Raw genomic sequence first — 20,949 nt, 5'->3', positions numbered from 1 at the left:
ATAGTGACAATAATAATTTCATGGGAATTATATCTCTAAATTGCTAAATTTTTGTCTAGACAAAGGAGACCACCATAGAAATATGTAAAAATGTCGATATATATATTAATCTGCTAGGTAACAACCAATGTAAAGGCAATAAGATTACTGTTAGTAGAGAATTTTTAAAAGAATTTGAAGTAATAATGATATTTTGTAATCAGCATCAATGTACCATTAAAACCAATAGTAACAAAAGATTTAGTTTTAGGTAAAAATATATAGTACCCTACATAAGAGTCATTGCGGTATCATGTAAGTAGGTCGTGCAATCTATTGTTTTTGGATTGCTTAGGAGGCTTACGCCTTCTCGCAATGACGCTTGAATTGCATTCCTGTCATTGCGAGGATTACACAAACCTCAGGTGTCATTGCGAGACCATGTAATGGTCGAAGCAATCAATTACTCAAGCTGTAGTCAATTGATGAGAAGTTGGGGGCGTTGTCACTCGTCGCTCGCCTATTACTTATAGGCATCGCTCCTAGCCCCAAATTCTCCTGAATTGACTATAAATAACATTAATTAAAGATATTTTTATGCCATTAGAAAAATTTAAATCAGATATAGCTGATATTGTTGGTGAATCAAAGGAAGGATTTGTAGAGGAAGTAAATCGCTTAAAAAGTCTGCTCAATTTTAGCTTTGATTCGCGATATGGTTCTGAACTTGCCAAAGCTGTAAAAAAGATGGGCATAGAACAAGAAACAGTAATACAGGTATCTTTGGATGATGATACCACAAATGTACTGTCACCAACTGAAAAAGATATTGGACAAAATTTTGGTGAGTTTAAAGGCAATATTGGTACCACTCTCAATGCTCATGGCGAACTTGCTAAAGGATATGCTGCTGAATATGATCAAGGACAACCTCACTTAGATAAATTCGGTCAGCAAGCTAAAAAAATGAATGTGTTAATAGATGAATTACCACATAATTCTTTGCAGGAAGCAACTGAACAAATTGAAACCATTGCCACTATAGAGGCTGGTACAAACAAAATATATTCGGAATTACAATCTTCTCCAAATGATCTAAAGCATACTATCCATCCAGAACATATTGTAACTATCAATAAGTTAGGGGCAGGACTTAGGAAATATATTGAATCATTTGTTAAATCGCCTGAAGAACAAAAAGAAGCTTTTATGCAAAATGGGGTTGAGACGATTCAAGCTATTGATAAAGCTAATAAAACTGATGGATTGCAAAATAGTAAGACTGCATTAGAGAAAATATTAAGCAAGTTTCATAGCACAGAAACAGTGGGTTCTAAACTATATCACCGTCTAATAAAAGTTCTAAAGAAAGACGATATATCTGTAAGCAACACTATTAAACCCGATACCACCCCTTATAACACAAAACACTCTAATAAAGATAAGGGGCGGTAGAGTTTTGGCAATGGAATCATACTGTTTGGCAAAGATATCCTTAAATTAATTTGCAGAACATGACGTAAATTGATTGAGAAATTCAAAATCTTCAGTTTCTAGAGACAAAATCTCTGGTAAACATATTTTAGCTGTAAAGTTATTATCTATACTAACCTTAAGCAATAAAATTATTCTGATATTATTACGTTCAGGGTTAATACGCTTTTTCAGCAAATCGACTATTTGACATAATTCAGAATGATTTTGTGGGTACAGTTTTATCTCTAATCGTTCTTCATTTATTATATCATCAATAGTTGCGAAACTTTTAGCAATTAGTCTTATTCCTCCAGCGTCTTTAAACAAATCACAACTCACTACCACTAAACTTTGAACATCGAGTAAATGAACGAAATTCTTTAATATTTCTTCATTATAAATAGTCAGTTCAAAAATGCCAAATTGATCAGATAGTTGTAAAATGACAAACCTGCCACGAGATGACATACGTGAATCCTTTTTTTGTATTACACCAGCTATCTTTATCTGACTTGAACCATCTAGAAAGTCATTTTGTAGATTAATTGAAGTCGAAATATTAAGCCGGGATAGCAAATCTTGATGTTTTGATAATGGATGTAATGTAATAAACAGCCCTAATACCTCAAATTCATAGCAAGATGCAGTATTATTATCCAGTGGTTCTGCGTCAATTAAAATTTGCTGATTTATGGAACTTACCTTAATCAGACTAAATTGATCAGAAATTTTTTCGGCATGATAGGAAGAAGCATAAGCTAGAAGTTTAGAGATACTTAATAATAACTGATTACGATTAGAATGTAGTGTATCAAAACATCCAGCTTTAATAAGATTTTCTAATAATTTTCGATTAATTGATTTAAGCGGTAGCCTTTCAATAACATCTATAATATTTTTAAATTTACCATTTTTAACTCGTTCTTCTACTAATATTCTACCAAAATCAACCGTAACACTTTTAATAGCAGCTAGGGCATAAATTATCGATTTAGGATTTTCGACATACTCTTCAGCTTCTTGTGATGTAGCTATAGTACTAAAATAACCAGAGGAAAGATTGATATTAGGAGGGATAATAGCAATGTTATTATTTTTGGCTTCTTGAATGAATAGATTGATTTTATCATGGTTATTTAGTTCAAGATTTAAGCACACTACCAAGAATTCAGCTGGGAAATTAGCTTTCAGATAGGCTGTTTGATAAGATATTACTCCATAAGCTGATGCGTGGGCTTTATTAAAACCATAGCTAGCAAATTTAGCTACCGTTGCAAAAATGGATTGGGCTTGCTGACGTGAGATACCTTTGGCTATTGCCCCTTTCACAAAACTTTCTTCTTGTTCTGCCATTTCGGATTTTATTTTTTTTCCCATAGCTTTACGAAGTATATCTGCTCCACCTAAACTATAGCCTGCCATTTCTTTGGCAATTTCTAAGACCTGTTCTTGATAGATAATAACTCCATAAGTTTCTTCTAGAATTGGTTTAAGCATCTTATGCAGGTAATCCGGTTGTTGCAAACCATGTTTACAAGCAATATAAGTTGGGATGTTCTCCATCGGACCAGGACGGTATAACGCTCCTAACGCTATTATATCTTGAATGGAGTCAGGTTTAAGACGCCTTAAACTATCCTGCATTCCGTTGCTTTCAAATTGGAATACCCCAATAGTTCGACCACTACATAGCATTTCATAAGTTTTTTGATCATCAAATAGCATATTAGTAAAATCAATATTTATGTTCTGCTCTTTTAGCAGTTCTAAACATTTAGTAATGACAGTTAGAGTTTGCAGTCCTAAAAAATCAAATTTAATTAAACCAGCAATCTCAGCATATTTCATCGAATATTGCACTACCAACATTTCCGAGTTTAGGTCTTTATAAACCGGTAATATTTCTACTAAATCTTTGCCAGCTATCACAATTCCTGCTGCATGAGTAGAAGCATGTCTATTAAGCCCCTCAAGTACTAAAGATGTGTCCAGAACTTGTTTGATCAGCTCCTCTTGACCATCTAAATTATACAAACCTTCACCACGTGCTGCTATGCTTAACTCCTTTATTTCCTTAATAGCCTGATTTAGTGTAACAGGAGAAACAGCATTAAATGGTACAAGATCAGTTAAATATTCAGCATATTTATAAGGTAAACCAAGAACTCGTGAGACATCTTTGATCACAGCTTTTGCTTGCATCTTACCAAAAGTGATGATTTGTCCAACTTTGTTATCCCCATATTTAGAACATACGTAATTTATAACTTCCCCTCGTCGCTCTTGACAAAAGTCAATATCAAAATCTGGCATTGATATACGTTCTGGGTTAAGAAAACGCTCAAATAATAGACCGAACTTAAGAGGATCAAGATCAGTGATTAAAAGACTCCACGCAACTACTGATCCTACCCCAGAACCTCTACCAGGACCTACCATAATACCTTGTTGCTTGCTCCATTTTATAAAATCAGAAACTATCAGGAAATAGCCAGAAAAATCCATTCGACAAATAATATCTAGTTCATAATTAAGACGAGTTAAATATTGCTGTTTAACATCTTCCTGCTCATCTATGGCAATATTTTCTCGTTTAAATTTTGTAGCAAGTCTTAATAGTAATCCGGCTGTCGATTCTTTTTTAATTATGTCTACTTCATTAATATTTAGACTAGAGAAATTTGGTAACATTGGTGGATTAGCATGTGCCATAAAATAGCATCTTTGGGCTAAATGTACCGTATTCTGTACAGCATTAGGTAAATCACTAAAAAGTTCTAGCATTTCTTTTGGTGATTTAAAATAACATTCGTTACTTACCTTTTTACGATCCTCCACTTCTTTACTAACCCCAGTAGATATACATAATAATACGTCATGGGCATCATGCATATTAACATCACTAAACAATACTTTATTGGTAGCAACTAGTGGAATACCAAGATTACTGGCTATTTTTATATAACTTTCTTCTATAGATTGTTCTACTGCTAGATTATGTCGCATAATCTCAAAATAGAAACGATCAGCAAAAATGCTTTGTAGCTTAGTTGCCCAAAAAATGGCTAATTCCTTATCCTTAGCAATAAGACTTTTACCAATTATACCATCAGTATAACCGGATAAAATAATCAGCCCTTCCTGGTACTTAACTAAATCATCAAAAGTAATATGATTGCAAATTTTACGATCATTTTTAGTAAAACTATCACTAACCGCCTTTAGCAGATTCTTGTAACCAATTTCATCCTTGGCAATAAGCATAATTTCACAAAAACTATTCTCGGTAAAAGCAATATTTACAATTGCCGCATTTATAGGTTGTATTCCTGCTTTACAGCTAGCTAGAGCAAATTCTAACGAGCCAAATAAATTCCCCCTATCGGCTAAACAAATTGCTGGTATTTTATGCAATTTAGCTAATTCCACTATACGATCAATTGTTAAAGCACTCTCAAGAAATGAATATGAGCTTTGTACTCTTAAGTGAATGAAATCAAACTGCATCTTTTATACCAATAAGATAATATTTAAATCCAAGAGCCTTTATCATATCTCCATCAAGAATATGCCTGAGATCAAGAATTATAGGAGATTTAACTTGATGGCGAATAAGCGACCAATCTAAATCTTTAAACTCCGACCATTCGGTAGCCACTATAATTATATCACTATTTTTGCATGCACTAAGTGCTGAATCAGCAAAAAATACATTTTTTACTTCTTTTTTAGCATTATTCATACCTACCGGATCGAAGACTCTAATATTTGCTCCTTTATCAACTAAGATTTTGACGATCTTAATAGCTGGACTCTCTCTAACATCATCCGTACCAGCCTTAAAAGTCAGACCCAATACACTAATAACTCTATTATGTAAATCGTTGCCTATGATATCATGAATTTTATCTACCATATCATATTGTCTCTGATAATTACTATTTATAACAGAATTAACTATTTGAAAATTACATTGATAATGTTTAGCTATTTGTCCAAGTGCTAACATATCCTTAGGAAAACATGAGCCACCAAATCCGGGTCCAACATTTAAAAATTCTTTACCTATTCTCTTATCTAGTCCAACCCCACAAGACAGGTCTTTAGTATTTGCTCCCATTTTCTCGCATAAATTTGCCATCTCATTAATAAAAGCAATTTTGGTCGCTAAGAAAGCGTTTGAGACATATTTAGTAAGTTCTGCAGTAACCAAATCAGTACTTACCATAGGTATATTCTTGGTAATCAAAGGTCGATATATCTCTTTTAGTAAATCTTCTGCCTGTTTATTATTGGTGCCAATTAATATTCTATCAGGGTTTAAAAAATCCTCTATAGCAGTACCTTCTCTAAGAAATTCAGGATTTGAAGCAACGGAAAATTTAAAATTCTTGTTATTTAAATAATCAATAATTTGGTTACATGTTGTTGGAGGTACAGTCGATTTTATAATAATCAAACAATCATCTTTAATCCATGGGCATAAATTATCGATAGCAGTAAATATATATTGTAAATCAGCTTTTCCTGAAGGTAGAGACGGTGTTCCTACCGTAATAAATACCGCTTGTGAATTTTGTAATTCAGCCGAATAGCTAGCTGTAAATCGTAACTTACCAGATTTTACTAATGGCGGTAAATATTCAGCTAGTTTTGGTTCATAAATTGGTAAAATATTTTTTTTTAATTGGTCGATCTTAGAAATATCACTATCTAAACAAGTAACGTCGTGTCCTAGGTAACTCATCATTACGCCAGATACTAGCCCAACGTAACCAGTACCTATAACATGAAGTTTAATATTCATTAATTATCCTTATATACTTAGTGCAACAACTTTGTTATGCTATAATGCTATATTTAGGATGTTGCCTCCTAACCCGATGTCATTGCGAGCGAACGTATGTGAGCGTGGCAATCCATGAAGTTTGTCATATGGATTGCTTCGTTGCCGCAAGGCGGCTCCTCGCAATGACGTTTGGGTAAAAGTATACATTAATTGACCAAATACTAAATAATAAAATGATGCTCATTATGACGTTTGGGTAAAAGTATACATTAATTGACCAAATACTAAATAATAAAATGATGCTCATTAAAAGATTTTTCATCAGCCTAAGCGTAATAGTTTGTATAGTTGTAGTAACTTTAAGTTTATTAATATTAAGCGGGAGTAAAGGGTATTTAGATAAGCCTATTAAGAAGGCAATAGAATTTTACCTCGATAAAAAAAATACCAAAATACGAATTGGTAATTTACAAATAAGAAATAACATTTTGTCAATCGATAAAATATTTATGGATTTAGCACATAACACCCAAAGTGAGATTAACGATTTCAAAATCAGTTTTTTTATTGATGATATAAGAAACAAACCATTGCTTGTTAGTATTGTTGATATAGATAGTTTTTCCTTAATTTCTAAAGATAATCAACCTATAATAGATACTAAAATATCTGCTAAGTATATTGTAGATTTTTTTGAAAATAAGATTGAAACACAGTTAAACCTAAGTCCTATAAAAAATATTACTTTGCTCGATAGTTATGGTAAGAAATTACCGAAGGGGGAAGGGCTTTGTTCTTATGAAAGTAAAATTTCTACAACTTCAAAGAAGTTAATCAATTGCAAATTAACATTTGGTGATCAAGCATATCTATCATTCAATAGTATCTTGGATGGTAGCATAATTCAAGCTAATGGTAATGTTGAAAATATTCCTATAATGATTTATCAGATTGCTGAGAAAATTATCCCTGATAATCAAGTAATTTTATTTTTACAGGAATATATTAAAGATGGGTATATCAGAAATGGAGAATTTGATGTTAATTTTGATAAAAATTCTTTAGAAAACAATAGACCTCTTGCAAAACTCGCTTATGCTGAGGAATTTGAAGGAGACGCGGAACGCAGAACCGCAGCGTACTCTAGTGTACGTGAGGATTCGAGTACCGCATCGACGTCCAAATTACCAGCAGAAGTAGAGTTTTGCAAGAGGTCTAATATTGCTCTAGTAAAAGCCAAGCTGCATGTCGTAGACCTTGAATATAAATACGATGCAGATTTTCCATCTTTAAGAAAAATTGATACAGATATTACTATATCTGGAGCCTCGGTTAAGTTTATACTAAATCGTGCATATAGCGGTAACAGCCTTATTTCCAATGGAGTAATAACCTTTGATTGGCAAGGGATGGATAAATCTAATTTTGTCATCAGTGCCATAGCTAAGGGACCGGGTATCGACCTAATTGATTTTATGTCAAATGAGGATTATAACCAAGTAAAAAAACAAGGAATTGACCTTAGAAAAATTACTGGTACCGCTAATTCAAAAATTGGTATAATAATACCGATTAGTCCAGTTATAAAAAATACCTATGACATCTCTACGATAATAACTGGAGTAAACGCTAAAGCATTTAGTGACAATATCATACTAAAGAATGCAAAAATAACCGGAACATTTAATGGTGATAAGCTAAACTTAATAGGTACAGGTAAAATTAATGACTATGACAGTAATTTTACCTATCAATATAATATTGATAATAATAACCATGATGATTATCAGCATCTATTAAAAGTAAAAACTACTATTGTCGGTAATAACCAGAAATTTGGTATATTCAAGTTAATTTCAGGTAGTAGTATCCTAGATTTTGAATATAAAGAGCAACGAAATAACAGAGGTCAATCTAATACCGGCTTCATTAAAGCTAATGCTAATCTCAAAAATTTGGAATTTTATATTGATAAAATATCTATACATAAAAAGCTTTCTGATGAAGCTAAACTTGTGTTAACTGGTAAGTTATATGATGGTCTAAAAGGTGATATTAATTTTGACCTTTCAGGAGCAAATAACTTAAAAATAGTTGGTAAGGCTAAAGTGCAAGATACTAAGTATGATGTTACTTTACCGATTATTGCTTATGGTACAACTGATCTAGTAGGAAAATTACTTGTAGGTAAAGATAGCTTAAATGCCGAAATTCAGGGGAAACGACTAGATCTGTCTGGGTCTAATATGATGCAATTTTTAGAAAAAGAAGGAGAACCACAAAATATTCATCTAAGAGTTGATATAGATAGAGTAAGGTTAAAAAATAATATAATGCTTGATAAGCTTAATTTACAAATTGATTGTGATAAAATAAAATGCTTTTCTGGTTCTTTAAATTCAAAAATTGGCACTAGATCTTTTAAAATGCTACTTACAGAAAAAAAAGATATGGAACAATGGATAGTTACCTGTGATAATGCTGGAGCTCTATTTAGAGGTATTGGCATGTATAATAACATGAAGTCTGGTATTATAAATCTAACACTTGATACAAAAAGACATGAGGTTAAGAAGGGCGAAATAATACCAATCTTAGATGGGACATTTGACATAAAACGTTTTGTTATTACTGATATGTCTTTTCTAACTAGAATGGTATCATTTGTTTCGTTTCCAGGTTTTATGAGTTTTATATTAAATAATAAGGATATCTTGTTTAATAATATGACAGGTAGCTTTAGTTATATAGGTAATACCGTAAGTATTGCTAAGACATCAGCTACTGGACCATTTTTTGATTTTACCATGAAAGGTACAATTGATACTAATAAACACCAAATAAAGCTTAAAGGTAATGTAATACCTTCTTTCTTTTTTGCTAGTACCATTATCACTAAAATACCAATAATTGGTAAAGTATTTTCAAAGGTTGCTCCTTATTCTGTAGAGTTAAAATATAAGGACTAATAAAAATCGTATAGGATCAACGTCTATTAGCGAGGAACATAGGGTGAAAATTGCATTTTTGCAATGCTACTATCCCAGTTATTGGGTTGTGTTCTTAAAACTTTAGTACTCCATTAGTAACTCACCTTACTCATGATTTTCTTCCCAATTCAAGCTATGATAGTCAAAGTATATATTGGCTGTTAGACATGCTGAAAGTTTTGTGGTACTTACTAGTACTACAGTTGTAGATTGAATGTGAGTGTTCACGGAAAAAAGGTTAAAGTATAAGATGTCATTGCGAGGAGGTTGCCAGACCGACGAAGCAATCCAGGAAAGTGATTAGAAATGGATTGCTTCGTTGACCTTACGGTCTCCATAAATCAATTAAAGCTGGTGAGTAATTGGAACCTTCAATTAATTCAGCCAATTCTTTACTACCAAACTTAGACAAGGCTGCCTGCATCACTTGATACATCCTTGAATTTACCCAGTGACTCAGATTTACGTATTTCCTCAGGCATGTTAACTAGCCAGTCATTACCAGAGGAAGTATTGTTAGCTTCATAGTTATTAGCAATTACTTCTTTACTCATAGGTTATTCTTCTTTTAACTTCTCTATTTCTTCAAGGGTTAGTTTTGTATATTTAACTATTTTTTCTATTGGTTCATTATCAATTAACATTTCTTTTGCTACAATTATAGCTTTTCTTTCTTCCCCTCTAGCTTCCCCTCTAGCTTCCCCTATAGCTTCGCCTTCCTGGAAACTTTCTGCTAAAGCAATGTCTTCTGCATCTTCCTGCAATTTACACCTTATATATAAGTCATATTCTTCTGGCGTTAGTCCATACATATCGATAACTTGGTAAGCCTCTAATACCTTACTACTCTTAATTCCCTTAGGTGGACTATCCTCTTCTGTCGCGTGTTTGAATAGGTGTAACCACTCATCGGCTACAGTTAATAATTCGGTCTTATTAAATTTTCCAAGCTCTATAAAAACATACGATATATCAAAAAAATGTTGTGTATTGGTAGTTGTCTCAATAATTTTATGAGAACTTATATAAGGTATGTCTTTACCAGCTTTACCAAATATTTTGTTTTTTATTAATGAAACCACTAATATTGGTAACAAATTATTGTGGGTCATTCCTTGTTTAAGTTGTTGTACATATGAATGAGCAGAATAATATTGTACTCTTTTTAAATAATCAGTTTCATTTTTTTTCTGCATCTCAATAATGTACTGGTTGCCTGATTCATCTTCAACTTTCAAATCAAATGCACTCCTCTTACCTTTATTAATTTTAGGTAATTGCTCTGATGGAATAAATTTGATTTTCTTAATTAAGTATTTTCCATGTAAATCAAGAACACTGTTAAGAAATTCTTTTAGCCTCTCTAGATCACTAAAGATTTTCTTAAATAGACTATCATTTGTTGGGTCTAAATATTTTTGCATATCAACTACTCCCTTCTATGTTATTAACTCCATCATCTTCTGAAGCCTGTGAGCATATATATAGGAACAATGCTCGATGTCCTTCAAGAAAGGCAGTGTACTCACTTTCCTGCCGAACGAAATTGCTACGATGTATGCCGCTCATTTGAGCTAAATCCTCTAATATTATTTTACCATCTTCTCCACTAAAAAGCTTGCAATAAATTGATTTTAATTGCTCTTTTTTTAATAAAGGTGACGGGGATGATGAGTTAATTGATAGTTTCATTTGATCATTGCCCTTGTATCTGTTGCTGTTGTAACTGTTGCATTTGCATCATCTTACGTTGTTGCCTGATTTGTAATACTTCTTGCTCGTTCTTGAGGATTGAGCCTGCGGGCTAACTATGTGCAATATTTCTACTATTTCATCAGCTAATTCCATATAAGGCAGGCATCTAGAGATTCCCGCCTACGCGGAATGACAATAGTGGGTGGAAATGGCAACTTAACTTATATTTCTATTTTCAGTTGCGATTTATAAATCGTCGTGATACTATAGTTAATTTAGGAGAATTTAGGGCTAGGAGCGACGAGTAACAACATCCCCAATTTTTCATCAATTGACTATATTTTACTGGATTTCTCTCGTATGTTACTTTATAAATTTAACTTGATTTTATTTAGCAGATTCTAAAAATGAATGTTATAGACAAAGAAAAAGCACTACTTGCTGCACTTAGCCAAATTGAAAAAAGTTATGGCAAAGGTTCGGTTATGAAACTTGGGCAACGTCGAGCTGTAGACGTTGAGGCAATACCAACAGGATCGCTAGGACTTGACCTAGCACTTGGTATAGGCGGTCTCCCTAAGGGAAGGATTATTGAAATTTTTGGACCAGAGAGTTCGGGAAAAACTACCTTAACTTTACATGTAATTGCTGAAGCACAGAAGAAAGGTGGCACTTGTGCTTTTATTGACGCAGAACATGCTTTAGACCCAGCATATGCCAAAAAATTGGGAGTAAATATTGACGAGCTTATTATTTCTCAACCAGATACTGGTGAACAGGCTCTTGAAATAACTGATACTCTAGTACGCTCTGGAGCTATTGATATGGTCGTTGTTGATAGTGTTGCTGCCCTTGTGCCTAAAGCAGAAATTGAAGGAGAAATGGGTGACTCCCATATGGGGTTACAAGCTAGATTAATGAGCCAAGCACTTAGGAAACTCACCGCATCAATTTCCAGAACTAATTGTGTAATTATTTTCATTAATCAAATTAGAATGAAAATAGGCGTCATGTTTGGCAGTCCAGAAACTACCACAGGTGGCAATGCTTTAAAATTTTATGCCTCAGTAAGGCTAGATATCAGAAGAATCTCATCAATCAAGGATAAAGATGAAGTAGTAGGTAGTCAAACTAAGGTCAAGGTTGTTAAGAATAAAGTCTCACCACCATTCAAAACTGCAGAATTTGATATAATGTATGGTAGTGGTATTTCTAAAGAAAGCGAGATAATAGACCTTGGTGTTAAATTGGAAATAATAGAAAAGTCTGGTTCTTGGTTTTCCTATAAAGACATTCGTATAGGACAAGGTAGAGAAAATGTTAAACATTACCTGAAAGAACACCCTACTATCTGCTGTGAAATAGAACAGCTAATTCGTCAAAAATCTTCTCATAATATTAGCTTTGATAGTGAAACAGTAATTATGGAAGAGGATGAATAACAAATATCTGCTAAGTGCTATTCTGGTTAACTAATATACTTAAATAACTACAAATTGGAGCTAAAATGATAAACTTAACTGATAAAAAATCTCTAATTACTGGAGCATCTGGAGCAATTGGTGGTAGCATTGCTAAGCTATTACACTCTCTTGGTAGCCATGTAATAATTAGTGGTAGTAACCAAGAAAAACTACAAGAATTGGGTAATAACTTAAAAAATAATTATACGATAGCACCATGCAATTTAGCCAATAGCGAGGAATGTAATAACTTGGTAGCTAATCTTGAACAAATAGATATTTTAGTTTGTAATGCTGGAATTACTAACGATATGCTAGCAATAAGAATGTCCGATGAGATATTTGAGCAAGTTATAAATATAAACTTAAAAGCTAGTTTTATTCTAAATCGTGAAGCGATAAAAAAAATGATGAAAACTCGTTATGGTAGAATAATTAATATAGCCTCTGTGGTTGCAGTTTCTGGTAATCCAGGGCAAGCAAATTATTGTGCTTCCAAAGCTGGGATGATAGGTATGACAAAGTCTCTAGCCCTTGAGGTGGCAAGTAGAGGGATCACAGTTAATGCAGTTGCTCCTGGTTTTATTAAATCAAATATGACCGATAAATTAAATGAAACTCAAAAAGAAGCGATAATGCAAAAAATTCCTCTAAAAACTTTGGGAAACCCCGAAGACGTTGCAAATGTAGTAGCTTTTTTAGCAAGTGACAAAGCTTCTTATATCACTGGTCAAACTATCCATGTTAATGGTGGATTGGTGCTGGTATAGTCAATTAACCTGAATTAGTGCCGAAAAGCATCCATCGTGCTGTTTATTACTTGATAATCAAGTTTTTTGCAGAGCTTATAAATAGTAGGTTGTTTGAAGGAAATTTGAATATATCCGAGTTACAACATCTATCTTTAAAAGCAGAATCTGTCATTCCCGCTTCGGTGCGGAATCTATAATACCTCAGGGCATTTTTAGATACCTCACTGAAGCAAAGATGATAACCATTGTCCTATATTTTATTCAAATCTGCAAAAAAACTTGATTATCAAGTATAAGTAATAGGCGAGCGACGAGTGACGACGTCACCAAATTCCCCTGAATTGACTATAACGAAGAAATTATGATGTCCAAGACTTTAAAATGTTATTTTGTTTTAAAACTAATATTTTTGAATTTATAATTGTTGCCCGAATAACAGCAGTCTTGAAAAAATTAATAAAGTACATTATTATATATCAGATAATGATAACTAATATAGTAGCATAGTATGAGAACTATTATTGATATACCTGACATGCAAGTAAAAATTTTGAATCAACTATCAAAGAAAAAAAAGTGTCGAGGGCAGAAATTATAAGACAAGCTTTGGCTGACTACATAACCAATTATACTAAAAGTAAAAAAGGCTATAAATCAGCATTTGGTATATGGAAAGATCAAAAATTGGATGGCTTATTATATCAACAAAAATTACGTGGTGAGTGGGGTGAATGAAAGTATTATTTGATACTAATATATTGATAGATTATTTGTTAGGACATACAGTGGCTAGTAAAGAACTTGAGCAATATAAAGATTGTCAAATTAGTATAATAACTAAAATGGAAATATTAGTTGGAGCGTCAGAGGATAACGACGAAACCACCAGAGAGTTCTTAGATAATTTTACCATAATTGACTTAAATAAAGAAATAGCTGAAATTGCCATCTCTATTAGAAAAGAGCATAAAATCAAACTACCTGATGCAATAATATGGGCAACAGCTAAATATTGCAATGGTTTGTTAATAACTAGAAATACCAAAGATTTTCCTATCCATGCCTCTGACATAAAAGTTCCGTACAATATATAATTGATAGAATGGGAATTCTATGAGATTATTTGGTTGTACATGAGTATCAACTTTCCAGTAATCGACCTCAGTTTAATAGGAATTATGATGTCCAAGACTTTAAAAATCGGTAAGTGTCAAGTACAGTTACTACCTTTATTGCTTACTATATTAGCATTTGTCATCCTCTTATCACTGGGGTTTTGGCAAATTGCTAGATTACAGGAAAAAGAACTATTTTTAAGTTCAATAAAAAATAACCTTAATAATTCTCCTCTTGATATAAAAACACTTAGTGTAGATAAATTATATGCTAAAGTAAAAATGAAGGGGCATTTTTTGGTTGGTAAGAATTTGCATCTTTATGGACGTAAATCAATGGCCACGGAAAAAGATGGTTATTATTTAGTCAGACCTTTTCAAACTGATGATAACAAGATAATCTTAGTTGCCCTAGGGTGGTTTGCTGCGAGGTATAAGAAAGATATTGATAATATAACAGATGATTCGACGGAAATTACTGGTGTGATTCTCCCTGGGGAGAAAACCAAGCTGTTTGTCTTAGATAATGATGTTAAAAATAATGTTTGGTTTACTTTAGACTTAACTCAAGCATCTGATATTCTTGGTTTAACATTAGAGAATTTTTATTTAATTATGGAAGGTAAAGGTAATCACTCTGATGTTCTTAAAGCTCTATCGATTAAAAATTTGCTGAATGTCAGAAATGATCATTTAGAATATGCCATTACTTGGTTTGCCTTGGCAATTTCATTAATAGTGATTTTTGTAATTTATCATTTGCCTAAAAAAAATTAGAGTGTAAACTGGACTATGAGACGCAAAAAAGTACAAAAAAGGAGTGGTTATGATATTAAAAGTAGGCGATATTGCACCAAATTTTACTATGCCAATAGGCGAAGATAGTAAAATCAATTTATCAGATTTATCAGGTAAGTTTGTTGTATTATATTTTTATCCGAAAGATGATACACCAGGCTGTACTATTGAAGCAGGTGATTTTAATAGGCTAAAGCCAGAATTTAAAAAAATGAATACCGTAATTGTTGGTGTATCAAAGGACAGTTTAGATTCTCATGATAAATTCAAGAAAAAATATTGTTTGGATTTTGATCTTGCGTCAGATTCTAACTCTGATACTTGTGAAAAATATGGAGTTTGGGTAGAAAAATCGATGTTTGGTAAAAAATATATGGGGGTCGAGAGAACTACCTTTTTAATAGACAAAAAAGGTACGATAGCTCACATTTGGTCAAAAGTGCAAGTGGCTAAACATGCTGAAGATGTGTTGAACCAGCTGCGGAAAATAAATTGAAATAATAATATCTTCATGTAGTATACAAAACAAATGTAACTTTATGTAGGTATAAATGACTAACTGGTTTTGTAAAGGTATTATTGTTGTTTATTTTCTTCTAACTATAACCCATGCAGCTCATGCTGGAAGTCTTGAAATCTATTCGGTTGTTAAAATGTTAAAGGCTATCGAGGAACGAAAACAACAGGCTATTGACCAGCTCAAAATATATTTACGGGAAATAAAATCTATTGCTGTGGATTTTACCCAAGAAGATTCGGCGGGAAATCAGACTGAAGGGAAGCTGTTAATTAATAAACCTGCGAAAAAATTTCGCTGTAATTATTATCTACCATTTCCTTTGGTGGTTATTGGTAATGCTAACTATGTGTCGGTATATGACTATGATATGAAACATGTAAGTCGCATTAAGGCAGAGGAGAACGTATTTAATTTTTTGTTAGAAGACAGCATAGATTTTGATAAATATTTTAAAATTGAGTCGACGATAGATCGAGATAATATGTTTGAAATTACTATTTATCATACTTTATCAGAGCGACGTAGTCAAATTACCTTTGACAAAGAGACTAAACAGATGAAAATGTTAAAAATACTTGAGGATGACAATGTTATTACCATAAAATTTAATCATATTGCAAAAGTACAGAATTTTGATGATGATTTGTTCAAGCTCAAACATCCAGACATATTTGGAGCACCAAAGAGACTGAACAAAAGCGATATAGAAAAAAAATATAATTTAGCTAGTTAAATAGCTTGCCTATAGATGAAAAAAGCACTATTTTATCACATGCTAGTAGTGGGCATTGGCTCTGTTCAGTTGGTCAGGTTCGAAAGGAAGCAGCCAAAATAGTCTCTGGTGGGTCATTACTAGCATATATATATTAGACCTCTTGCATAACCTAAAGATAATTGAGGAATTTTTAGAAAAAACGAAGTCGAGTACCGCAGCGTACTAAGATGTACGTGAGGAACGGAGACGAGTTTTGACAACAAAATTACCAATTAGATTAGGTTATGCAAGAGGTCTATTATGAAAATAAACAAAATTCATGCTATTGCACGGGCTTATATAAGAGATGAAGATTCTGTGTTAGTTGCTGACAATGGAAAAATCTATTTTTGCCTGGTGGTCACATAAAGTATCAAGAGCCAATTCATACCGCATTATCAAGAGAACTAAGAGAAGAAATTGGGCTAATTAATTTTGAATTAGGCAACTTTGTTGGCATGATAGAAAATATATGGGATTATAATGGCAAAGCTGTGCATGAGCATTGCATAATTTTTAAAGTTATTTCAAAAGATTTATCTATAAATAGAGAAGTTAAATTAAAGGAAGAGCACTTAAAATTCCATTGGATAAAATTTAATGAACTGATAAATCTTAACTTTTTACCTGATGGTTTACATAATTTATTATCTAGATACGAAGAAGATGGTTTATCTCACTTTAAATCATTAATTAACCAATAAATGTGGGTTGCCACACCACTACCTGTTCTTGCTAATGCACTAGTTATGGAATAATAAAATAAGCAATATCGCAAAAATAATGAAAACAGCTATTAGTGGAGCAAAAATATCTGCTATATTATAGATATAACAGATTTTGCCATAACTTAGTATACAAAATATTAAAGGAAGAACGGCACAAGTTTGGCTAAATGACAAATTAATCAGTTAAGTTAGTCAAATGACAAAAAAGTTAAAGCATGATTCATTAGTCAAAACAATAATGGCTGATCCTGTGGCAGCTCAAGAGTTTTTGGAATATTATTTGCCTAATGATTTTAAGAGTTTAGTAGATTTATCAAAAATAACAGTAGAAAAAGAAAGTTACATAGAGGAATCGTTAAACAAAAAATATAGTGATATAGTGTATGGAGTTGCGACCAAGAATCAGGGTAAGGCTTTTGTGTATGTGTTGATTGAGGCTCAGTCGGGCGTTGATTATTGGATAGCTCTACGATTATGGAAATACACATTATTATTGTGTGAAAGGCATAAAAAAGGAAGAAAGAAATTACCATTAGTATATAATTTAGTGATTTATAATGGTAAAGAAGTTTATACTGCTCCTAGGAATTTATGGAGTTTATTTACCGATGCAGTTATAGCCAAGAAAGTGATGACAGAAGATTATCAATTGGTCGATTTACAAAGCATGTCTGATGATGAAATAATGAAGAAGAAGCATATTGGGATGTTAGAATATATGCTCAAGCATATTCATCAACGAGATATTATAAAGCTTTGGGAAGAATTTCTGCAGAGATTTAAATTAGAGATATTAGTAGATAAGGAAAAAGGCTATATTTACATAAAATCGCTTTTATGGTACACTGACGCTAAGCTTCCTGAGGAAAAGCAATCAGAATTGGAGGAAGTACTAACCAAATATTTATCAGAAGAAGAACAAGGTGTTATTATGAGAACTATTGCACAAAAATATATCGAAGAAGGCGAAGCTAGAGGTGAAGCTAGAGGTATCTATATAGGTAAAGTTGAGGGTAAAGCTGAATTGGTAAAGTTGTTGTTAAAGAATGGCAATTCCGTGGGGTCAATTGCTAAGATGACAGGTATGTCTATTAGTAAAATTAATGAATTGCTGAAAATACAATAATTGGGTGTTTCAAATATTTTTAAAATTTAGATTGCTGTAGTTGTGGCTGTGGAATTGTGGAGAACTTCGTTAGAAGTTACCCCTAAATCTACAGCCCGCTAAGCTCGCTACCCTCAAAAACTAGCTCGTTTTAGCAGCACTAATGTTATAGCCAATTCAGGAGAAGTAGATAGCAGGAACGATGGAGCGACGCCTATAAGTAATAGGCGAGCATTGAGCAACAATGTCTCCAATTTCTCATCAATTGACTATAAAACTCAATAGGACAAGAAAATTAGTAAGAAACAAACTTGGGGTACCGTGACCAAAACAACAGATCAGTATATTACTTTCGCTAGAAAATATCGTCCTACTAATTTCTCTGAGCTATATGGGCAAGAAGTTTTAACAAAGATTCTAAATTATACTATTCAAAAAGATCGTATATCTCAAGGTTATCTTCTTACTGGTATTAGAGGAGTTGGTAAAACTACGGCAGCACGTATTGTTGCTAAAACTATTAATTGTACCAGTCCAATAGTTAAAGGTGAGTATATTGAGCCTTGTGAGAATTGTCAGAATTGTAATAGTTTTAACAAAAATAATCATCCTGATATAATTGAAATGGATGCTGCCAGTAAGACAAGTGTTGATGATATTCGTAAAATAATAGAAAGCAGTGATTATAAGCCGCTAATTGGTAGGTATAGTATCTTTATAATTGATGAAGTTCATATGCTATCTAAAGGGGCATTTAATGCGTTACTTAAAATTCTTGAAGAACCACCAGCCCATGTCATATTCATATTTGCTACTACCGAACCACAAAAAATTCCATTGACCGTAATTTCTAGATGTCAACGCTATGATTTAAGAAGATTAACATTTGATGATATTTTCCAATTAATTCAAGAAATTGCCAAAAAAGAACAGTTAAAAATTGAAATAGAGGCTCTTAAAATAATTGCATCTAGATCTGATGGGTCGGCTAGAGATGCAGTCTCAGTACTAGATCAAGCAACAAGTTTGGGGGCAGGGGAGGTTATTACCCCTGAAATCGTTTATCAAATACTTGGTTTAGTTGATACAGCTAGTATCATCAAATTCTTTGAGTATATTATTCAAAAAGATGCGGCTAAGTCGATTGATTTAGTAAACCAACTTTATATCTCTTCAGCAAATTTAGAAATTTTTGTAGGCTTAGTTGCTGATTTTAGTGCCTATCTTAATAAGGCAAAGATATTACCTGATTATCAAAATCCTATATATTTACCTTTTAATGATCAGGTTATAGCTATTTTAACAAAAGTTACCCTTTCTCAATTGTCTATTATCTGGCAAATATATAGTAAAGGGATTATAGAAATGAAAACTTCCCATAATCAGTTAATAGAAGCTGAAATGTTGGTGATAAAATCCATCTACTCACAAATGTTGCCATCATTAGAGGAATTAGTGGATATACATAATGAAGGGGTGCAATTAGAGCAATCAGTATTACAACAATCAACTCAAAATCATCCAATTACCGCTTCTCTTGTGACTGATTTTCTGGAGTTTTTACATTTGCATAATGAAATGGAAATTTATTACAGATTGCTAAACCAAGTGGAATTAAAATCTTTTGCACTTCAGACTATGGAAATCGCTGGAAATGATCTGAATAATAAAATAAGAGAGCAAATTGCTAGCTTGTTATTTGCTTGGTCAGGTAAAAACTGGAATGTTATCATTACCAAGCAATCCCAAATAATCACTCTTAAAGAACAATTGATGAATAAAGTAAAATTAAGTAAAGATTGGGAAATTTTAACAAAACACTTTCCAAATGTCACGATTTCGGATATCCTATTAAAGAATTAAAGAGATGTAACATGGTAAATTTTAATCAGTTTTTAAAACAAGCTCAGTCAATGCAGAAAAAAATGCAGGAAATGCAAGAGCAAATGGCAAGTACTGAATATTTTGGGAAAGCTGGTGGTGGGTTGGTAAATATTACCGTTAGTGGTCGAGGAGAGGTTCGTAAGGTCTCTATTGATGCCTCTTTGCTTAAAGAGACCGAGAAAGAGTTGCTGGAAGATTTAATTGTTGCAGCTTTCAGTGATGCAAAAAGCAAAGTTGATGAGGATTCACAAAATTCTATGCATAATGCTTTTGGTAATATTGGTTTACCACCTGGGCTAAAAATGCCATTTTAAACCCTTCTTTTCCTTGACAAATATTAAAGGTGAGATATTTTGTCATTAGATTATATATATAGAAAAATATTTGAGGTAATTGCATAATATGTCAAAAGCTAAAACAGCGTCTAAAAATAACCCAACCTCTAGAGAGCAGGCTAAGGAGTATTTTTATAATGGACAAAAAATTAAACCAGTAAAATTTATATCCGGCAAATCTTCCTTTTTGGCAGCAGAATACGATGTCTCAGGAGATTTAGTAGTTGGTTCTGATGGTAAAGCATTACCTTGGGGTAGAGCAAAAATTTAACTTGAGATAAAATTTTGCAATAAGGTTGTTGACCTTACGTATAAAAAGGTATATAAACTACCTGTTCGTTAAAGGTTATGGTTTGGGGATGTAGCTCAGGGGTAGAGCATCTGCTTTGCACGCAGAGGGTCGGGGGTTCGATTCCCTTCGTCTCCACCACTCTCCTATATTTCGTTACATTTTATGAACATGTCGAACGGTGGACGCAAGGTATAGCCCATAGTACCCTACAATTTTTGTAACAATGTAGGGAAGTAGGGATCAAAATCGGTAATTGAGTCATACTCCAAAATTC

General features: G+C 32.8%; 19 protein-coding genes, 1 tRNA gene and 1 other RNA gene. 16 read left to right on the top strand and 5 right to left on the bottom strand.

Annotated features, from left to right (window positions below):
• The first annotated feature begins 576 nt into the window (after positions 1 to 576).
• Entirely contained in the window at positions 577 to 1,434 is an 858-nt protein-coding gene (locus tag RiCNE_RS01990) for a hypothetical protein (RefSeq protein ID WP_094648957.1), read from the top strand.
• Between the two features lie 45 nt (positions 1,435 to 1,479).
• Here the strand turns inward: RiCNE_RS01990 and dnaE are convergent, their stop codons facing one another.
• A complete protein-coding gene (gene dnaE, locus RiCNE_RS01985; RefSeq protein WP_094648956.1) occupies positions 1,480 to 4,962 on the bottom strand; it encodes a DNA polymerase III subunit alpha in 3,483 nt (1,160 codons plus the stop codon).
• A complete protein-coding gene (locus tag RiCNE_RS01980; RefSeq protein ID WP_410525739.1) occupies positions 4,952 to 6,256 on the bottom strand; it encodes a UDP-glucose dehydrogenase family protein in 1,305 nt (434 codons plus the stop codon). The genes dnaE and RiCNE_RS01980 overlap by 11 nt, the downstream gene beginning before the upstream one ends.
• Before the next feature lie 284 nt (positions 6,257 to 6,540).
• On the opposite strand from RiCNE_RS01980, the gene RiCNE_RS01975 reads away from it, so the two are divergent.
• The gene (locus RiCNE_RS01975) at positions 6,541 to 9,213 is read left to right on the top strand and encodes a palindromic element RPE1 domain-containing protein (RefSeq protein ID WP_094648954.1); all 2,673 of its coding nucleotides are present in this window, start codon (positions 6,541 to 6,543) and stop codon (positions 9,211 to 9,213) included.
• Positions 9,214 to 9,638: 425 nt separating this feature from the next.
• Here RiCNE_RS01975 and RiCNE_RS07415 read toward each other — a convergent pair whose 3' ends face one another.
• From RiCNE_RS07415 to RiCNE_RS01965, 3 genes are read right to left on the bottom strand one after another with little or no spacing between them, the layout of a single operon-like run.
• Complete coding sequence (locus tag RiCNE_RS07415; RefSeq protein WP_157905647.1) at positions 9,639 to 9,788, bottom strand: hypothetical protein; 150 nt, start codon at positions 9,786 to 9,788, stop codon at positions 9,639 to 9,641.
• A gap of 3 nt (positions 9,789 to 9,791) precedes the next feature.
• Positions 9,792 to 10,658 carry an Rpn family recombination-promoting nuclease/putative transposase gene (locus tag RiCNE_RS01970; RefSeq protein ID WP_094648953.1) on the bottom strand — a complete coding sequence of 289 codons (867 nt, stop codon included), beginning with the start codon at positions 10,656 to 10,658 and terminating at the stop codon, positions 9,792 to 9,794.
• 1 nt (position 10,659) lies between these two features.
• Positions 10,660 to 10,926 carry a Bbp19 family protein gene (locus RiCNE_RS01965; RefSeq protein WP_094648952.1) on the bottom strand — a complete coding sequence of 89 codons (267 nt, stop codon included), beginning with the start codon at positions 10,924 to 10,926 and terminating at the stop codon, positions 10,660 to 10,662.
• Positions 10,927 to 11,336: 410 nt separating this feature from the next.
• Between RiCNE_RS01965 and recA the strand changes: the two genes are divergently transcribed.
• The 14 genes from recA (at position 11,337) to RiCNE_RS01895 (ending at position 20,813) form a co-directional block, all read left to right on the top strand.
• On the top strand, positions 11,337 to 12,371 hold the full coding sequence (gene recA / locus RiCNE_RS01960; protein ID WP_094648951.1) for a recombinase RecA: 1,035 nt from the start codon (positions 11,337 to 11,339) through the stop codon (positions 12,369 to 12,371).
• A 65-nt stretch (positions 12,372 to 12,436) separates the two neighbouring features.
• Positions 12,437 to 13,162 carry a 3-oxoacyl-ACP reductase FabG gene (fabG, locus tag RiCNE_RS01955; protein WP_094648950.1) on the top strand — a complete coding sequence of 242 codons (726 nt, stop codon included), beginning with the start codon at positions 12,437 to 12,439 and terminating at the stop codon, positions 13,160 to 13,162.
• A gap of 558 nt (positions 13,163 to 13,720) precedes the next feature.
• Positions 13,721 to 13,879 carry a hypothetical protein gene (locus RiCNE_RS01950; RefSeq protein WP_239832578.1) on the top strand — a complete coding sequence of 53 codons (159 nt, stop codon included), beginning with the start codon at positions 13,721 to 13,723 and terminating at the stop codon, positions 13,877 to 13,879.
• Positions 13,876 to 14,238 (top strand): type II toxin-antitoxin system VapC family toxin, encoded by a 363-nt coding sequence (locus tag RiCNE_RS01945; protein WP_094648949.1) that lies wholly within the window; start codon positions 13,876 to 13,878, stop codon positions 14,236 to 14,238. The genes RiCNE_RS01950 and RiCNE_RS01945 overlap by 4 nt, the downstream gene beginning before the upstream one ends.
• An 84-nt stretch (positions 14,239 to 14,322) precedes the next feature.
• On the top strand, positions 14,323 to 15,036 hold the full coding sequence (locus RiCNE_RS01940) for an SURF1 family protein (protein WP_410525738.1): 714 nt from the start codon (positions 14,323 to 14,325) through the stop codon (positions 15,034 to 15,036).
• A 49-nt stretch (positions 15,037 to 15,085) separates the two neighbouring features.
• Positions 15,086 to 15,553, top strand: a complete 468-nt coding sequence (bcp, locus tag RiCNE_RS01935) for a thioredoxin-dependent thiol peroxidase (RefSeq protein ID WP_094648947.1) — start codon at positions 15,086 to 15,088, stop codon at positions 15,551 to 15,553.
• 157 nt (positions 15,554 to 15,710) lie between these two features.
• Positions 15,711 to 16,310, top strand: coding sequence for an outer-membrane lipoprotein carrier protein LolA (locus RiCNE_RS01930; RefSeq protein WP_094648958.1), 600 nt, complete (start codon positions 15,711 to 15,713; stop codon positions 16,308 to 16,310).
• Between the two features lie 37 nt (positions 16,311 to 16,347).
• Positions 16,348 to 16,441: signal recognition particle sRNA small type (gene ffs / locus RiCNE_RS01925), an RNA gene on the top strand.
• A gap of 240 nt (positions 16,442 to 16,681) precedes the next feature.
• Positions 16,682 to 17,035 (top strand): NUDIX domain-containing protein, encoded by a 354-nt coding sequence (locus RiCNE_RS01920; RefSeq protein ID WP_094648946.1) that lies wholly within the window; start codon positions 16,682 to 16,684, stop codon positions 17,033 to 17,035.
• A gap of 220 nt (positions 17,036 to 17,255) precedes the next feature.
• Entirely contained in the window at positions 17,256 to 18,185 is a 930-nt protein-coding gene (locus RiCNE_RS01915) for an Rpn family recombination-promoting nuclease/putative transposase (RefSeq protein WP_094648945.1), read from the top strand.
• A 300-nt stretch (positions 18,186 to 18,485) separates the two neighbouring features.
• A complete protein-coding gene (dnaX, locus tag RiCNE_RS01910) occupies positions 18,486 to 20,027 on the top strand; it encodes a DNA polymerase III subunit gamma/tau (RefSeq protein WP_094648944.1) in 1,542 nt (513 codons plus the stop codon).
• A gap of 11 nt (positions 20,028 to 20,038) precedes the next feature.
• Positions 20,039 to 20,362 (top strand): YbaB/EbfC family nucleoid-associated protein, encoded by a 324-nt coding sequence (locus RiCNE_RS01905; protein ID WP_094648943.1) that lies wholly within the window; start codon positions 20,039 to 20,041, stop codon positions 20,360 to 20,362.
• An 88-nt stretch (positions 20,363 to 20,450) separates the two neighbouring features.
• Entirely contained in the window at positions 20,451 to 20,654 is a 204-nt protein-coding gene (locus RiCNE_RS01900) for a hypothetical protein (protein ID WP_094648942.1), read from the top strand.
• 84 nt (positions 20,655 to 20,738) lie between these two features.
• Positions 20,739 to 20,813, top strand: a tRNA-Ala gene (locus RiCNE_RS01895).
• Positions 20,814 to 20,949 lie beyond the last annotated feature (136 nt).

Source organism: Rickettsia endosymbiont of Culicoides newsteadi (assembly GCF_002259525.1).
Lineage (GTDB): Bacteria > Pseudomonadota > Alphaproteobacteria > Rickettsiales > Rickettsiaceae > Tisiphia.
Note: the sequence above shows the minus strand (reverse complement) of the source record. Positions and strands in the feature narration are given on the sequence as shown.